The 15,765-nt window shown below is 70.7% G+C and carries 16 protein-coding genes; 3 read left to right on the top strand and 13 right to left on the bottom strand.

What is annotated here, in order from left to right; translation table 11 throughout:
- Nucleotides 1-544: 544 nt before the first annotated feature.
- The 5 genes from whiA to PUT80_RS43285 all read right to left on the bottom strand — a co-directional run bounded on the left by whiA (nt 545) and on the right by PUT80_RS43285 (nt 5,765).
- Nucleotides 545-1,534 carry a DNA-binding protein WhiA gene (gene whiA / locus PUT80_RS43305; RefSeq protein ID WP_093574335.1) on the bottom strand — a complete coding sequence of 330 codons (990 nt, stop codon included), beginning with the start codon at nt 1,532-1,534 and terminating at the stop codon, nt 545-547.
- Nucleotides 1,535-1,570: 36 nt separating this feature from the next.
- Complete coding sequence (gene yvcK / locus PUT80_RS43300) at nt 1,571-2,533, bottom strand: uridine diphosphate-N-acetylglucosamine-binding protein YvcK (protein WP_043827416.1); 963 nt, start codon at nt 2,531-2,533, stop codon at nt 1,571-1,573.
- Between the two features lies 1 nt (nt 2,534).
- Complete coding sequence (rapZ, locus tag PUT80_RS43295) at nt 2,535-3,392, bottom strand: RNase adapter RapZ (RefSeq protein WP_020658140.1); 858 nt, start codon at nt 3,390-3,392, stop codon at nt 2,535-2,537.
- A gap of 52 nt (nt 3,393-3,444) precedes the next feature.
- Nucleotides 3,445-5,463, bottom strand: a complete 2,019-nt coding sequence (gene uvrC / locus PUT80_RS43290) for an excinuclease ABC subunit UvrC (RefSeq protein ID WP_078870526.1) — start codon at nt 5,461-5,463, stop codon at nt 3,445-3,447.
- A gap of 68 nt (nt 5,464-5,531) precedes the next feature.
- Entirely contained in the window at nt 5,532-5,765 is a 234-nt protein-coding gene (locus tag PUT80_RS43285; protein ID WP_275295591.1) for a DUF2283 domain-containing protein, read from the bottom strand.
- An 80-nt stretch (nt 5,766-5,845) separates the two neighbouring features.
- Between PUT80_RS43285 and PUT80_RS43280 the strand changes: the two genes are divergently transcribed.
- On the top strand, nt 5,846-6,631 hold the full coding sequence (locus PUT80_RS43280) for an exodeoxyribonuclease III (protein WP_275295590.1): 786 nt from the start codon (nt 5,846-5,848) through the stop codon (nt 6,629-6,631).
- 6 nt (nt 6,632-6,637) lie between these two features.
- Here the strand turns inward: PUT80_RS43280 and PUT80_RS43275 are convergent, their stop codons facing one another.
- The 5 genes from PUT80_RS43275 to rpe all read right to left on the bottom strand — a co-directional run bounded on the left by PUT80_RS43275 (nt 6,638) and on the right by rpe (nt 10,331).
- On the bottom strand, nt 6,638-7,084 hold the full coding sequence (locus PUT80_RS43275) for a PH domain-containing protein (protein ID WP_275295589.1): 447 nt from the start codon (nt 7,082-7,084) through the stop codon (nt 6,638-6,640).
- Between the two features lie 5 nt (nt 7,085-7,089).
- Nucleotides 7,090-7,596 carry a 6,7-dimethyl-8-ribityllumazine synthase gene (ribH, locus tag PUT80_RS43270; RefSeq protein ID WP_037814621.1) on the bottom strand — a complete coding sequence of 169 codons (507 nt, stop codon included), beginning with the start codon at nt 7,594-7,596 and terminating at the stop codon, nt 7,090-7,092.
- A complete protein-coding gene (locus tag PUT80_RS43265; RefSeq protein ID WP_275295588.1) occupies nt 7,593-8,924 on the bottom strand; it encodes a bifunctional 3,4-dihydroxy-2-butanone-4-phosphate synthase/GTP cyclohydrolase II in 1,332 nt (443 codons plus the stop codon). The genes ribH and PUT80_RS43265 overlap by 4 nt, the downstream gene beginning before the upstream one ends.
- A gap of 33 nt (nt 8,925-8,957) precedes the next feature.
- Nucleotides 8,958-9,563, bottom strand: a complete 606-nt coding sequence (locus PUT80_RS43260; protein ID WP_275295587.1) for a riboflavin synthase — start codon at nt 9,561-9,563, stop codon at nt 8,958-8,960.
- Between the two features lie 84 nt (nt 9,564-9,647).
- Nucleotides 9,648-10,331, bottom strand: a complete 684-nt coding sequence (gene rpe / locus PUT80_RS43255; protein WP_037814617.1) for a ribulose-phosphate 3-epimerase — start codon at nt 10,329-10,331, stop codon at nt 9,648-9,650.
- Nucleotides 10,332-10,500: 169 nt separating this feature from the next.
- On the opposite strand from rpe, the gene phoA reads away from it, so the two are divergent.
- Nucleotides 10,501-11,904 carry an alkaline phosphatase gene (gene phoA / locus PUT80_RS43250; protein ID WP_275295586.1) on the top strand — a complete coding sequence of 468 codons (1,404 nt, stop codon included), beginning with the start codon at nt 10,501-10,503 and terminating at the stop codon, nt 11,902-11,904.
- Between the two features lie 69 nt (nt 11,905-11,973).
- Here the strand turns inward: phoA and PUT80_RS43245 are convergent, their stop codons facing one another.
- From PUT80_RS43245 to fmt, 3 genes are read right to left on the bottom strand one after another with little or no spacing between them, the layout of a single operon-like run.
- Entirely contained in the window at nt 11,974-12,480 is a 507-nt protein-coding gene (locus PUT80_RS43245; protein WP_275295585.1) for a flavoprotein, read from the bottom strand.
- Nucleotides 12,477-13,901 carry a transcription antitermination factor NusB gene (locus tag PUT80_RS43240; RefSeq protein WP_134730942.1) on the bottom strand — a complete coding sequence of 475 codons (1,425 nt, stop codon included), beginning with the start codon at nt 13,899-13,901 and terminating at the stop codon, nt 12,477-12,479. The genes PUT80_RS43245 and PUT80_RS43240 overlap by 4 nt, the downstream gene beginning before the upstream one ends.
- Complete coding sequence (gene fmt, locus PUT80_RS43235; protein ID WP_275295584.1) at nt 13,898-14,824, bottom strand: methionyl-tRNA formyltransferase; 927 nt, start codon at nt 14,822-14,824, stop codon at nt 13,898-13,900. The genes PUT80_RS43240 and fmt overlap by 4 nt, the downstream gene beginning before the upstream one ends.
- Nucleotides 14,825-14,949: 125 nt before the next feature.
- On the opposite strand from fmt, the gene PUT80_RS43230 reads away from it, so the two are divergent.
- Complete coding sequence (locus tag PUT80_RS43230) at nt 14,950-15,408, top strand: GatB/YqeY domain-containing protein (RefSeq protein ID WP_134730946.1); 459 nt, start codon at nt 14,950-14,952, stop codon at nt 15,406-15,408.
- Nucleotides 15,409-15,765 lie beyond the last annotated feature (357 nt).

Raw genomic sequence — 15,765 nt, 5'->3', positions numbered from 1 at the left:
ACCCTCGTGAGCGTTTTTGCCGGTTAGAACCGGCATGAACACTCACGAGACTCCCGCCAACGATCGGGCAGGCTCCGGGCGACCGCGGCTGGTCTTTCGAGGCGGCTTCTTATCCCGCGGATCTTGGCGGGCCGACCCTCGCCAGCAAGCCGCCTCGGCTGGTGGCTCCGCAACTGGGCTGCTCCGCCCTCGCAAGCCACCGCGAACGGACCAGGCAGGCCGCCAGACCACGCGACCGGGCGAAGCGGGTGCCCGCCTGAGAAAGCCGCAACCGGGCCAGACATGCCACTGCGAAGGGATGAAGCAGACCTTGCCCCTCCCCGCACAGGCCAGCGACCGCGCGAAGCAGGCTTCCACCTCAGAAAGCCGCAACCGGGCCAGGCAAGTCACTTCAAAGGTATGAAGCAGGCCCCTCCCTTACCCCAGCGACGCGCGAAGCGGGCTTCCCGCCCGAGAAGCCACAAACCGGGCCACGCAGGCCACTCCCCCAAACCACCACGGCGGGGCTAGGCCGTCCCGAACCAGAACCCCGCCGTCAAGCGCGTCAGGCTTCTTCTTCCAGCATTTCCGGGGTCACCGCCGATTCGGTGTCCGGGATGCTCAGTTCCTTCGCCCGCTTGTCCGCCATCGCCAGCAGCCGGCGGATCCGTCCGGCCACGGCATCTTTCGTCATCTGCGGGTCGGAGAGCTGGCCCAGTTCCTCGAGCGACGCCTGGCGGTTCGACAGGCGCAGACGTCCGGCGGCGAGCAGGTGGTCGGGAGCGGTGTCGCCGAGGATCTCCAAGGCGCGTTCCACCCGGGCGGCCGCGGCCACGGCGGCGCGGGCCGAGCGGCGCAGGTTCGCGTCGTCGAAGTTCGCGAGGCGGTTGGCGGTCGCTCGCACTTCCCGGCGCATCCGGCGTTCTTCCCACTGCAGCACGCTCGTGTGCGCGCCCAGACGGGTCAGCAGGGCGCCGATGGCGTCGCCGTCTCGGACCACGACGCGGTCCGCGCCCCGCACTTCACGGGACTTCGCTTGGATGCCCATCCGCCGCGCCGCGCCGACCAGGGCCAAGGCCGCTTCCGGGCCGGGGCAGGTCACTTCCAGGGAAGACGAGCGGCCCGGTTCAGTCAGCGAACCGTGGGCCAGGAAGGCGCCGCGCCAGGCTGCTTCGGCGTCGGCCACTCCGCCGGACACCACGGCGGCGGGCAGGCCTCGCACGGGGCGGCCGCGCTGGTCGATCAAACCCGTCTGGCGCGCCAGGCCCTCGCCGTCCTTCACCACGCGCACGACGTAGCGCGTCCCCTTGCGCAGGCCGCCGCTCGCGGTGATCACGTGCACGTCCGAATGATGTCCGTACAGCTCGTGGATCTCCTTGCGCAGCCGCCGCGCGACCGAACCCGTGTCCAGCTCCGCTTCGACCACCACCCGGCCGGCCACGATGTGCAGCCCGCCCGCGAAGCGAAGCAGCGACGCGACCTCCGCCCGGCGCGGCCCGATCTTCGTGATCTCGAGCCGGCTCAGTTCGTCTTTCACCGCGGCGGTCATCGCCATGTACTGCCCCTCCTGCCTTTCGCTGCGCGCCCGCCGTCACCCACAGTGCTCCCCGCCGAGGCCGAGTGCCTCTCGCATGCACTGGGCGAGCGCACCAGGATCATGCCGTCCCGCCACGACCGGGTCGGCCACCGCCCCCAGGCAGGCCCTCGCCCCGAGGCGTTCGGCCGCCCGGCGCAGGCTTGCCGGGTCAGGGACGGAATCACGGTCCGCGACGACGGCGTCGACCCGCAGCGCGGGCGCGTGCTCGAAGAGTACGTCCAGATGCCGCTCCGGGGAGAATCCGCCGGTTTCCCCCGGTTGGGGGACCAAGTTCAGCACGACGACCTTCGTCGCCGTCGTGCGCACGAGCGCGTCGTGCAGATCCGGGACCAGAAGATGCGGCAGCACGCTGGTGAACCACGAGCCGGGACCGAGGAACACGACGTCCGCCTCCAGCACCGCCTCGATCGCCTCCGGGCAGCCGCGCGGCGGGCGCTCCTGGCGGCCGGCCGGGTGCAGCGTGATGCGGTGCACCTGGCCGGGCGTGCTGGCGACCGCGACCTGGCCGCGGATGCGCCGGATCGCGTCCGGGTCCTCGCTGTCCAGGCCGCTGACCTCGCCCTCGATCTCCAGCGGCTCCGGCGACATCGGCAGCACCCGGCCGGAGATGCCCATCAGCCTGCTCGCCTCGTCGAGCGCGGCCACCGGGTCGCCGAGCACCTCGAACAGCCCGGCGAGCAGCAGGTTGCCGACCGCGTGCCCGGCGAGCGCGCCGTCGCCGCCGAAGCGGTGCTGGAACACCTCCGCCCACAGCCGCCCGCCGTCCTCCGCGGCGAAGGCGGCGAACGCCTGGCGCAGGTCGCCCGGCGGCAGCAGCCCCAGTTCGCGCCGCAGCCTGCCGGACGACCCGCCGTCGTCGGCCACCGTGACCACCGCCGTGACGGCGCGGGTGATCCGCCGGAGCGCGGTCAGCGTCGCGTGCAGCCCGTGTCCTCCGCCCAGCGCCACCGCGCGCACGTCACTCCCGGCCAAGATCCCGGTGCACCACCTTTACTGCCATGCCGTCCTCATTGGACAGTCGCTGGGCGAGTTCCTCGGAGATCGCGACGCTGCGGTGCTTGCCGCCGGTGCAGCCGACCGCGAGCGTCAGGTACCGCTTGCCCTCGCGCTTGTAGCCCGCGCCGATGAGCCGCAGCAGCTGGTGGTAGCGGTCGAGGAATTCCTCGGCGCCTTCCTGCGACAGCACGTAGTTGCGCACCTCGCCGTCGAGGCCGGTGTGCTCGCGCAGCTCCGGGATCCAGAACGGGTTCGGCAGGAACCGCACGTCCATCACCAGGTCGGCGTCCATCGGCAAACCGTACTTGTAGCCGAAGGACAGCACGGTGACGCGGGTCTGCGTGCTGGCCTCGGAACCGAACGCGTCCTCTATTTTCGCGCGCAGGTCGTGCACCGACAGCGCGGACGTGTCGAGCACCAGGTCGGCTTCCTCGCGCAGCGGCGAAAGCAGTTTGCGCTCGGCGGTGATGCCGTCGGCGAGCCTGCCGTCGCCCTGCATCGGGTGGCCGCGGCGGACCGACTCGAAGCGGCGCACCAGCACCGCGTCGGTGGCCTCAAGGAACAGCACGCGCGGCTTGTACCCGCGCGCGTCGAGGTCCTTGATGACCGAGGCGAGGTCGTCGGTGAACGCGCGCGAGCGCACGTCCATCACCACCGCCACCTTCGTGATCGCCCCCCGCGCCTGCGCGCCGAGCTCGACCATGGTGGCGATCAGCTCCGGCGGCAGGTTGTCGACCACGAACCAGCCGAGGTCCTCCAGGCATTTGGCCGCCGTGGAGCGGCCCGCGCCGGACAGGCCGCTGACGACCGCGACCTCCATCCCGCTGCCCCGCTTTTCCTCTTCCGCACTCACGTCTGTGCTTCCTTCCCGATCACGACCCCTGGTCCCCTCCCGGTACTGCCCGCGGTGCGGCGCCGGTCTCCCCGGCCAGTGCCGCCACCACGGCCTCGGCAGTGCGCCTGCCGAAGCCGGGCACCGCTTCGATTTCCTCGACCCGGGCCTGTTTGAGCTTCTTCACCGAGCCGAAGTGCTTGATCAGCGCGGTGCGCCGAGCCTGCCCGAGTCCGGGCACACTGTCCAATTCGGACGTCTGCATGCGCTTGGCGCGCTTTTCGCGGTGGTAGCGAATGGCGAACCGGTGCGCCTCGTCGCGAAGCCGCTGCAGCAAATACAGCGCGTCCGACGTGCGCGGCAGGATCATCGGATCCGGTTCCCCGGGCAGCCACACCTCTTCGAGCCGCTTCGCCAGCCCGACGACGGCGATGTCGGTGATGCCCAGTTCGGCGAGCACGTCCGCGGCCGCGGTGGCCTGCGGGCCCGCGCCGTCGACGACCAGCAGGTTGGGCGGGTAAGCGAACTTGCGCGGGCGGCCGGTCTCCGGGTCGATCCCGGCGCGCACCGGCCGGACCGCCTCGTCCGCGGTCTCCGACGCGGTTTCCGTTGCCTCCTCGGCGTTTTCGGCCGTTTCCTTGAGGTACCGGTAGAACCGCCGCCGCACGACCTCGGCGATGGACGCGACGTCGCCCTCCGTCGCCGCCTCGCGCAGCGCGAACTTGCGGTACTCGGACTTGCGCGGCAGCCCGTCCTCGAACACCACCAGCGACGCCACGACGTCGCTGCCCTGGATGTGGCTGATGTCGATGCATTCGATGCGCAGCGGCGCGCTGTCGAGCGCGAGGTAGTCCTGAAGTTCCTGCAGCGCCGCGGACCGCGCGGTGAGATCGCCCGCGCGGCGCAGTTTGTGCTGGGTGAACGCTTCCTTGGCGTTGCGCTCCACCGTTTCCGCGAGCGCCTTCTTGTCTCCGCGCTGCGCGACCCGCAGCCGCACCCGCGACCCGCGCAGGCCGGACAGCCACTCCGCGACCGCGTCGGCGTCCGCGGGCAGCTCCGGCACCAGCACCTCGCGCGGGACGACCGGACCGGTCTCGACGTCGTCGCGGCCCGCGCGGTCGGATTCCTCGCCGTAGAACTGGGTGAGGAAGTGGTCGACCAGCGCCTGGACGTCCATTTCCTCGGCCTTGTCGATCACCCAGCCGCGCTGTCCGCGCACGCGCCCGCCGCGCACGTGGAACACCTGGACGGCGGCTTCCAGCTCGTCGTGCGCGAACGCGACGACATCGGCGTCCGTGCCGTCGCCGAAGACCACGGCTTGTTTCTCCATCGCGCGCCGCAACGCGCCAAGATCGTCCCGCAGCCGCGCGGCGCGCTCGAACTCCAGCTCCTCGGAAGCGGCGGCCATCTCGCGTTCGAGCCGCTTCACCATCGCGTCCGTGCGGCCGGCGAGGAAGTCGCAGAAGTCCTCGACGATCGCCCGGTGCTCGTCCGCCGACACCCGGCCGACGCACGGAGCCGAGCACTTGTCGATGTAGCCGAGCAGGCACGGCCGCCCGATCTGCCCGTGGCGGCGGAAGACGCCGGCGGAACAGGTGCGGGCGGGGAAAACGCGCAGGAGAAGGTCGAGCGTCTCGCGGATCGCCCACGCGTGCGAGTACGGCCCGAAGTAGCGGACGCCCTTCTTGCGCGCACCGCGGTAGACGTGCAGCCGGGGGAACTCCTCGTTCAGCGTGACCGCGAGGACCGGGTAGCTCTTGTCGTCGCGGTAGCGGACGTTGAACCGCGGGTCGAACTCCTTGATCCAGTTGTACTCCAGCTGGAGCGCCTCGACCTCGGTGCCGACGACGGTCCACTCGACGCTCGCCGCGGTGGTGACCATCTGCCGCGTGCGCGGATGAAGGCCGGACAGGTCGGCGAAGTACGAGTTGAGCCTGCTGCGGAGGCTCTTCGCTTTGCCGACGTAGATGACCCGCTTGGCGTCGTCGCGGAACTTGTAGACGCCAGGCGAGTCCGGGATGCTCCCCGGCTGAGGTCGGTAGGTGGTCGGATCAGCCACGTGCCCCACTGTATGGCGAGGGTCCGACAGTTTCCGTGAGACCCCTTGCTGCGGGCGGCTTCGACCTCTCAGGAAAGCTGCTCCGCCGAGTCCAGCAGGTACTGCGGCAGCTTGCTGCTCGCGGCCAGGACCTCGACGCCCACCAGCCGCCCGCTCTCGCCGAAGTCGAGGTTGATCATCCCGTCGACCGCGACCGGGTCGCACGGATACATGTACGCCGACTTCGTGGAATCGCCCGGAGCCACGAAATAGATGTAGGCCGCGTTGGCTGCCCGGTCGTAGGTGACTCTGACTTCCGCCATCGCTTCTCCCCGTCGTCGCCGGAAGAAACCGGCCTGCCGTAGCCTAGCCTCGCCGACCCGCCGAACGATCAGGAGCAGCCATGACCGTCCGCGTCGCCACCTGGAACGTGAACTCCATCGTTCCCCGGCTGCCGCGCGTGCTCGACTGGCTCGACGGCACCGCTCCGGACGTTCTGTGCCTTCAGGAGCTCAAGAACACCACCGAAGCCTTCCCCGCCGACGAGATCACCGCGCGCGGGTACGAGGTCGCCGCGTACGGGCTGGGGCGGTGGAACGGCGTCGCGATCCTCTCGAAGATCGGGCTCGACGACGTGGTGCGCGGGCTGCCGGGCGAGCCGGGCTTCGACGGGAAGGCCGAGGCGCGCGCGATCGGCGCGACGTGCGGCGGGATCCGTGTCTGGTCGGTGTACGTGCCGAACGGGCGTGAGCCGGAAAACCCGCACTACGCCTACAAACTCGAGTGGTTCGAGAAGCTCGGCGATCTCGTCGGCGAAGAACTGAACCACGCGCGCCCGTTCGCGGTGCTCGGCGATTTCAACGTCGCGCCGACCGACGAGGACGTCTGGGACATCTCGCTGTTCGCCGAATCCACGCACGTCACCGAACCCGAACGGGCCGCGCTCAAGAAGCTCCGCGACGCGGGACTGTCCGACGTGTTCCCGCGGCCGCTGAAGTACGACCACCCGTTCACGTACTGGGACTACCGCGGCGGGAACTTCCCCAACAACAAGGGAATGCGCATCGACCTCGTCTACGGGAACGAGGTTTTCGCCAAGGCGGTCACCGATTCCTACGTGGATCGCGAAGCCCGCAAGGGCAAGCAACCGTCCGACCACGCGCCGATCGTCGTGGATCTGGACCTGTAGGAGACCTCAGGCCTCGGTGGCGGCGCGGTGCAACCGGCGCAGCGCGCGCACCGCCGTCACCGCGCGTTCGCGGTCCACCGCCTGCACGGCCATCACCGAGAAGTACTCGTCGTCCGGCAGTTCCAGCCGGGCCCACGAAGCCCCGTCCGGGAAGCTGATCGACAGCACCTGATCCCAGGTGAAGACCCGCCGCGCCAGCACGTTGCGGACCTCGATGCCGGTGGCGTCCGCGCGGACGCGGGCGTTGCCGAACAGCATCGTGCCCGCCGACAGCGCGACGCCGATGCCGATCATCGCGATCTGGTCCGACGCCTCGAACACCACACCGGTGTGCGAACTGCGCAGCAGGACCGCCACCACCACGAACGCCGCGAGCAGCGCCACCGCGAGCACGCTGCACATGATCAGCGCCCGGCGCGGCCGGATCACCAGGACGGTCTGCTGCTCGGTCATCACGCTCACACGAATCCCCGCTCGGTCCACGGCTTGCCGAGACCGCGCAGCACGTGCGCGGTGTCGAGCGCCGCCACGGCCGCCTCGTAGCCTTTGTCCTCCACGGAGCCGGGCATGCCTGAGCGGTCCAGCGCCTGCTGCTCGGTGTCGCAGGTCAGCACGCCGTTGCCGACCGGGGTGCTCTCGTCGAGCGCGACCCGGGTCAGACCGGCGGTGACCGCGTCGCACACGTACTCGAAGTGCGGGGTGCCGCCGCGGATCACGACGCCCAGCGCGACGACCGCGTCGTGGTTGCGCGCGAGCGCCTGCGCCGCGACCGGAAGCTCCACCGCGCCCGCCACCCGGATGACCGTGGGCTCTTCCTCGAGCCCGGCGTCCTTCGCCGCGGCGAGCGCACGCTCCAGCAGCACGTCGGTGATCTTCGCGTTCCACCGCGTCGCGACGACCGCCAGCCGCAGGGACTTGCAGTCGCGCAGGTCGAGCGCGGCTTCCGGCCGCCCCTCGCCGCTCATCGCGTGGTGTCCTCCTCGGTGCCCGGGTCGGACGCGCCGACCTGGTCGTAATGCTCGAGCTGGCTGAGGTCGTGCCCCATCCGGTCGCGCTTGGTGCGCAGGTACCGCAGGTTTTCCGGGTTCGGCGAGACCGGCAGCGCGACCCGCCCGGTGACGCGCAGGCCGTAGCCCTCGAGGCCGACCCGCTTCGCCGGGTTGTTCGTGAGCAGCCGCATCGACCGGACGCCGAGGTCGCACAGGATCTGCGCGCCGGTGCCGTAGTCGCGCGCGTCCGCCGGGACGCCCAGCGCCAGGTTCGCGTCGACGGTGTCCGCGCCCGCGTCCTGCAGCTGGTACGCCTGCAGCTTGTGCAGCAGGCCGATGCCGCGGCCCTCGTGCCCGCGGATGTACAGCACGACCCCGCGGCCCTCGTCGGCCACCTTCTGCAGCGCGGCGTCCAGCTGCGGGCCGCAGTCGCAGCGCAGCGAGCCGAACACATCACCGGTGAGGCATTCGGAGTGCACCCGGACCAGGATGTCCTCGCCGTCGCCGATCTCGCCGTAGACGAAGGCGACGTGCTCGATCCCGTCGAGCAGGCTGTCGTACCCGACCGCGCGGAACTCCCCCGCGGCCAGCGGAATCCGCGCCTCGGCGACGCGTTCGACCTGCTTCTCGGTGCGCCGCCGGTAAGCGATGAGGTCCGCGATCGAGATGATCTTGAGGTCGTGGTCGGCGGCGAACACTTCCAGCTCGTCGCGCCGGGCCATGTCGCCCTCGTCCTTCTGCGACACGATCTCGCAGAGCGCGCCCGCCGGGTGCAGACCGGCCAGCCGGGCCAGGTCGACCGCGGCCTCGGTGTGCCCGGGACGGCGCAGCACGCCGCCTTCCTTGGCGCGCAGCGGCACCACGTGCCCGGGTCGGCGGAAGTCCTTCGCGGTGGCTTCGGGGTCGGCCAGCAGCCGGGTGGTGTGCGCGCGGTCGGTGCCGGAGATGCCGGTGCTGATGCCCTCCGCCGCGTCGACCGTGACGCTGTACGCGGTGCCGCGCTGGTCCTGGTTCGTGTGGTACATCGGCGGCAGGTCGAGCCGGTCCGCCTCGGATTCGGTCAGCGCGACGCACACGTAGCCCGAGGTGTAGCGCACCATGAAGGCGAGCAGCTCGGGCGTCGCCTTCTCGGCGGCGAAGATGAGGTCGCCCTCGTTCTCGCGGTCCTCGTCGTCCACGACGACCACCGCACGCCCGGCGGCGATGTCCGCGATCGCCGCCTCGATGGCGTCCACGTCGACCGCCGCGCCTGCTCCGCACGGGGTCCATCCGGTCTGCGGCTCGGCCGCCTTCGTCTCGCTCACGGGTGCTCCTTCGCTGCCGCCGCCGGGTGGATGTCACACATTGTGCGCGTTCGCCGCCACGTGTGGCGCAGTGAGCTTCTCCACGTACTTCGCGACGACGTCCACTTCGAGGTTCACGTGGTCGCCTTCCTGGCGCCTGCCGAGGGTCGTCACCTCGAGCGTGGTGGGGATCAGAGCGACCGAAAACCGGTCCTCGGAGATGCTCGCGACGGTGAGCGAAACGCCGTCGACGGCGATCGAACCCTTCTCCACGACGTACCGCGACAAGGCCGGGGGCAGGGAGAACGTCGTCACGCCGCGCTCGTCGCGGGAGACGAAGACGCCGGTGCCGTCCACGTGGCCCTGCATGATGTGCCCGCCGAGCCGCCCGCCCGCCGGGGTCGCGCGCTCGAGGTTCACCGCGTCGCCGACGGCCACCTTCGCGAGGCTCGAACGCTGGAGTGTTTCGTTCACCACATCGACGGTGAACTCGCCGCCAGAGACCGTGACGACGGTCAGGCAGACGCCGCTGACCGCGATCGAATCGCCGTGGCCCGCGTCCGAGGTGACCAGCGGGCCGCGGACGGTGAGCCGAGCCGCGTCGGTGAGCTGCTCGACCGCGGTGACCTCGCCGACCTCTTCGACAATTCCCGTGAACACTGCTGCCTCCTCGCCCGGCCGCCGTCTTCGGCGACCCCTCCATCCAACACCCGCCCGGACCCGGGAGCTTCCCCGGCCGGAACGTCAGCCGACGCGGAGGCGGGCGGCCTGTTCGCGCAGCGCGGCGACGGCGCGGCCCGGGTCCTCGGCCCCGTAGACGGCCGAGCCCGCGACGAAGCAGTCGACGCCCGCTTCGGCGGCCTGTTCGATGGTGTCGGAGTTGATCCCGCCGTCGATCTCGACGACCAGCTTGAGGTGCCCGGTGTCGACCAGGCGGCGCGCGGTGCGCACCTTGTCGAGCACGTCGGCGATGAACGACTGCCCGCCGAAGCCCGGTTCGACCGACATGACTAGCAGCGTGTCGTAGTGCTTGAGGGTTTCCAGGTGCGGTTCGAGCGGCGTGCCCGGCTTGATCGACAGCCCGGCCTTCGCGCCCGCGGCACGCAGGTTCTTCGCCAGCATGACCGGGTCCGCGGCGGCTTCCACGTGCACCGTGACGTTGTACGCGCCGGCCTCGGCGTAGCCGATCGCCCAGCGATCCGGGTCGTCGATCATCAGGTGGCAGTCGATGGGGACGTCGGTGGACTTGAGGATCGACTGGACCACCGGCAGGCCGAGGGTCAGGTTCGGGACGAAGTGCGCGTCCATGACGTCCACGTGCACCCAGTCGGCCCGGGTCTCCCCGGGGCGCGCGACGGCCGCGATCTCCTCGCCGAGCTTGGCGAAGTCGGCGGACAGGATGCTGGGTGCGATGAGAGGTGAAGCCACGACCCGAGTGTAAAAGGACCCGGTTCCGGCCTGTTCACCGGCCGTGACCGCACCGGAGTTCGCTTTACGGACATCCGGCGCTCATCCGGATTCTCCGCGTCGAACACATCGTCGAGCACTAATGGGTCACGTCCGGAAGTTCCGGACGAGAGGCACTTCGAGGAGAACCATGAGAACGGTCTTGGCAGGCCGCCGCAAGTGGCTGGCCGCGGGCGCGCTCGGCGTCGCGATGGTCGCCGCCGCCCCGGTCGCGATCGCCGCGCAGGGCAACCAGGACGACCAGGGCGCGCGGGCCGCTTCGGCCGGTGCGGGCGACCGCACGCAGGAGGTCCGCCAGGCGATCCAGGGCGGGCACGCGCGCAACGTCATCCTGTTCATCGGCGACGGCATGGGCCAGTCCGAGATCACCTCGGCGCGCAACTACGAACGCGGCGCGGCCGGGCGGCTCGCGATGGACGAGTTCCCGCTGACCGGCGACTACACCACGTACGCGGTCGAGAAGGGCAACCCGGCGAAGCCGGACTACGTCACCGACTCCGCGGCGTCGGGCACCGGCTGGGCGACCGGCACGAAGACCTACAACGGCGCGATTTCCGTGGACGCCTACGGCAACCCGGTCCCGACGCTGCTCGAACTCGCCAAGCGCAGCGGCCTGCGCACCGGCGACGTGACTACCGCCGAGGTCCAGGACGCGACCCCGGCCGTGCTCGGCGCGCACGTCGTCGACCGTGACTGCAAGGGCCCGGACGAGACCACCAAGAAGTGCGCGCGGAACGCCAAGGAGAACGGCGGCGCGGGCTCGATCTCCGAGCAGCTCGTGCAGACCCGCCCGGACGTCCTCCTCGGCGGCGGCGCGAAGTACTTCGACCAGAAGGCGACCGCCGGGCAGTTCAAGGGCAAGCCGGTGCTGGAGCAGGCCAAGGCCGCCGGGTACACCGTGGTCAACACCGCTGACGACCTCGCCAAGGCGCGTCCCGGCAAGCCGCTGCTCGGGCTGTTCGCGCCCGGCAACATGCCGGTGAACTGGACCGGCCCGAAGGCGACACAGGGCGGCACCGCGCCGACCCGCTGCACCGCGAACCCGGCGCTGCCGAAGACGCAGCCGAAGCTGGTGGCGCAGACGCAGAAGGCGTTGCAGCTGCTGGAAGACCGCCGCAGCAACAAGGGGTTCTTCCTCCAGGTGGAGGGTGCGTCGATCGACAAGCAGGACCACGCGGCTGACCCGTGCGGGCAGATCGGCGAGACGATCGACTTCGACGCCGCTGTCGCCGCCGGGCTCGCGTATGCGCGCAGCCACACCGACACGCTGGTTGTGGTGACCGCGGACCACGGGCACACCAGCCAGATCGTGTCGAACGACGCCAAGACGCCTGGGCAGACTGCCACGCTGATCACCAATGAGGGCGCGAACATGACCCTCAACTACGGCACCGCGCTGCCGGGTTCCTCGATGGAGCACACCGGCACTCAGGTCCGGATCGCGGCTTACGGACCGCAGGCGGCGAACGTCGTCGGGCTGACCAACCAGACCGATCTGTTCGGCACCGTGAAGCGCGCTCTTCGCCTCCGCTGAGCCTCCTCTGAGGTCCGTGAAGGACTCCTTGAGGGAATCTGATTCCCTCAAGGAGTCCTTCACGGCTTTTCACGCAGGAGAGGGCAGCAGATCGAGCGCTTCCGACCAGGGTCGGCGCGGGTCGAGCCGGTACAGCCGGACGCCCGCCTCGGTCAACGTGTCCAGATGCCGCCGCCAAGCCGGATGGTGCTCCCGGGTCGGCTGGATCTGGTAGGCCACGACGATCGTGATCCCTGGCGCGCCAAGGACATCGCCGAGCAGCGTGAGCGCCTGGTTGTCCGCGATCCCCAGCGCCAGCTTCGCCACCGAGTTCGCCGAAGCGGGCGCGAAAAGGAACACCTTCGGATCCGGGTGCGGACGCGGCTCGCCGGGAAGGCGGGACGTGCTGCGCACCGGAAGATCCGTCGTGGCTTCGAGTTCGCCCAGCCCGCCGGTCGCTTTCAGCCAGCCCCAGGCGGTCGGCGTGAGGGTGACGGCCAGCCGCCAGCCTCGGGCTACCGCTGGTTTCGCCAGCTCGTCGGTGAACCGGGTGTCCAGTCCGCCGCACGAGCTGGCGACCAAACCCAGATCCGTCACGGCTTGCGCAGCACCGCGCAGAACATCGCGTCGGTGCCGTGTCGGTGGGGCCACAGCTGGACGTACGGGCCATCGCCGAGTTGCGGGACGTCCGGGAAGAACTCGCGGGCGTCGACGATCTCGGACTTGGTCCGGCGGGCGGTTTCGCCTACCACGCCTTCGGTTTCGGCCAGATGCGGCGAACACACGACGTACGTGACGATGCCGCCCGGACGCACCAGGTCCAGCGCCGCCATCAGGAGTTCGCCTTGCAGTTTGGTGAGGTCCGCGACGTCCGACGGCTTGCGGCGCCACCGGGCCTCGGGACGTCGGCGGAGCGCGCCAAGACCGCTGCACGGGGCGTCGACCAGGATCCGGTCGTAGCCCGGTTCGAGGCCGGATTCACGACCGTCGGCGACGTGCACGGTGACCGGCAGGCCCTCGGTCGCGTTCTCGATCAGCCGGGCCCGGTGCGGTGCCTTCTCGACGGCGTCCACGTGCGCACCGCTGATCTTGGCCAGCGCGCCGAGCAGCGCCGCTTTGCCGCCGGGGCCCGCGCACAGGTCCAGCCAGCGCTCGTCGGAGCCTTCCAGCGGGGCCTTGGTGACGGCGATGGCGCACAGCTGGCTGCCTTCGTCCTGCACCGCGGCGAGGCGCTCGCGCACCGGTTCCGCGTCGGCCGGGTCGCCCGCGCCGGCGGGCAGGTGCACGCCGTAGGGCGAGTACGGCGCGGGGTCGCCGCCGGTGATGGCGGCGAGTTCGTCTGCGCTGATCTCGCCGGGACGCGCGACCAGGTGCACCTCGGGGCGGGCGTCGTCCGCTTCGAGAGCGGCTTTCAGCTCAGCGCCCTTGTCCCCCAACGCTTCCGCGAACGACCGGGCGACCCAGCGCGGGTGCGCGGTGCGGAGCGCGTACGCGCCGATCGGGTCGGTGGCCTCGTCCGGCGTCAGTTCGTCGAGCCACTGCGTCTCGTCCTTCGCGGACACCGCGCGCAGGATGGCGTTCGTGAATCCCGTTGCCCACGAACCGGCTTCGGCGCGCACCAGGTCCACAGTGGACCCGACAGCGGCGTGCTCCGGGATCCGGGTGCGCAGCAACTGGTAGACGCCGAGCCGCAGCGCGTCGAGCACCACCGGGTCGGTCTTCTCGATCGGCCGGTCGGCGCACGCGGCGATCACCGCGTCGAGCAGGCCCTGCGCACGAGAGGCGCCGTAGGTCAGTTCGGTGGCCAGCGCGGCGTCGCGGCCGGTCACGCGACGCTCCCGCAGCAGCTGCGGGAGGACGAGGTTGGCGTACGCGTCCTTCTCGCGGACGGCGCGCAGCACGTCGAACGCGACCTGGCGGGCCGGGTCGATCTCCGGCGGACGCCGCGGTCCCTGTTTGCGCGGAGCCGGACGGCCCCGCTGCGGCCGTGACGGCCGCCGTTCTCCACGCTCGTTCACTGGAGGCGCTCTCCTTCGTCGATCCTCGTGCCGCGCGCCCAGTCGGTGGCCGCCATCCGTTTCTTCCCGGCCGCCTGGACCTCGCCAAGCCGCACCGGTTTCGTCGCCGTGCCCACGAGCACGCGCTTGCGCTCGACCACCAGCTCGCCCGGCCGCGGACCGGGTTCGTCGAGCACGGTGACCGGCCCCAGCTTGAACCGCTCGCCGCGGAACTCCGCCCACGCGCCGGGATCCGGCGTCACCGAACGGATGTGCCGGTCGACCGCGGAAGCCGGGTCGGCGAACGATACGCGCGCGTCCTCGACAGTCACCTTCGGCGCGTAGCTCATGCCCTCGCCCGGCTGCTCGACCGCGCGGAGCGTGCCGTCCTCGATGCCGTCCACGGTGGACACCAGCAGGTGCGCCCCGGACTCGGCGAGCCTGCCGAGCAGCACGCCGGACGTGTCGTCCGGGCCGATCGGCTCGGTCACCACGCCGAAGACCGGCCCGGCGTCGAGCTCCTTCACGATGCGGAAGGTGGACGCGCCGGTCATCTCGTCCCCGGCCCGGATCGCCGCCTGGACCGGGGCCGCGCCGCGCCACGCGGGCAGCAGCGAAAAATGCAGGTTGACCCAGCCGTGCGCGGGAATGTCGAGCGCGGACTGCGGCAGCAAAGCCCCGTACGCAACGACCGGGCAGACGTCCGGCTCCAGCTCGCGCAACCGGGCGAGAAACGCCGGATCGCCGGCGCGCGCGGGCGTGAGCACCTCGATGCCGTGCTCGTCGGCGAGCGTGCCCACCGGGGACCGCAGCACCTTGCGCCCGCGCCCGGCCTGGGCGTCCGGCCGAGTGACGACCGCGACGACCTCGTGCCGCTCGGACTCGATCAGCGCGCGCAACGACGGCACGGCAGGCTCCGGGGTGCCGGCGAAAACGAGACGCATCACCGCACCTCCGGAAGGGAAAAGGGGATTTCAGGCTGGTCGGACATCGGAAGCGAGTCTAGAAGACCCCCGCATCGACGGCGCGGCGCGGGCAGCCAGCCGCGACGGGCGCCAGGATCGGGTATATGACCACGCTGAAGGCGACCCTGCACGACGACCTGACGACCGCGATCAAGGCCCGAGACCAGCTGCGCTCGGCAACGCTGCGGCTGACCCTCTCGGCGATCGGCTACGAAGAAACCGCAGGCGACACCGCCCGCGAACTCTCGGACGACGAGGTACAAAAGATCATCACCCGAGAGGTGAAGAAACGCCGCGACGCCGCCGAAGCCTTCGAGAAGGCAGGCCGAGCGGAATCAGCGGAACGCGAACGAGCCGAAGCAGAGGTCCTCACCGCCTACCTGCCCGCCCAACTCTCGGACGACGAGCTGCGCACCTTGGTCACCGAGGCAGTGACGGAAACCGGCGCCTCCGGAATGGCCGGAATGGGCGCCGTGATGAAGGCCGTACAGCCAAAGATCGCAGGCCGCGCCGAAGGCTCCCGCGTCGCCGCAGAGGTGAAACGCCAACTCGCCAACAGCTGACCCCGACTGCGCCCCCTCCCGGCCCGCACTTCGCCGGGCCCGCTGTCCGTGAGGGCCACCCTGAGGAACTCTGATTCCGTCAGGGTTCCCCTCACGACCAACTCCGATGCGCCCCAATGCGGCATTGGGTGCGTCAGACGCACCGAACGCCACATTGGGTGCGTCCCACGCACCCAATGCCACATTGGGGCGCAAGCCCCCACCCAACCGCAGCCGACGCACCCACGCATCGAGCGCCCAGCCCCACCCCGCAGCCGGTGCACCCAACGAGCGAGGCACCCAGCCCTCCCCCGCACCCCGATACGAAGCTCCCCTGCGGTTCGGGGGTGCTTGTCAAGGCATCTTTCCCGCCTTGAC

The sequence above is a fragment of the Amycolatopsis sp. La24 genome, from assembly GCF_029087445.1.
In the GTDB taxonomy this organism is placed as follows: Bacteria; Actinomycetota; Actinomycetes; order Mycobacteriales; family Pseudonocardiaceae; genus Amycolatopsis; species Amycolatopsis nivea.
The sequence above is the reverse complement of the archived record's forward strand: the minus strand, read 5'-3'. Positions and strand labels throughout refer to the sequence as shown.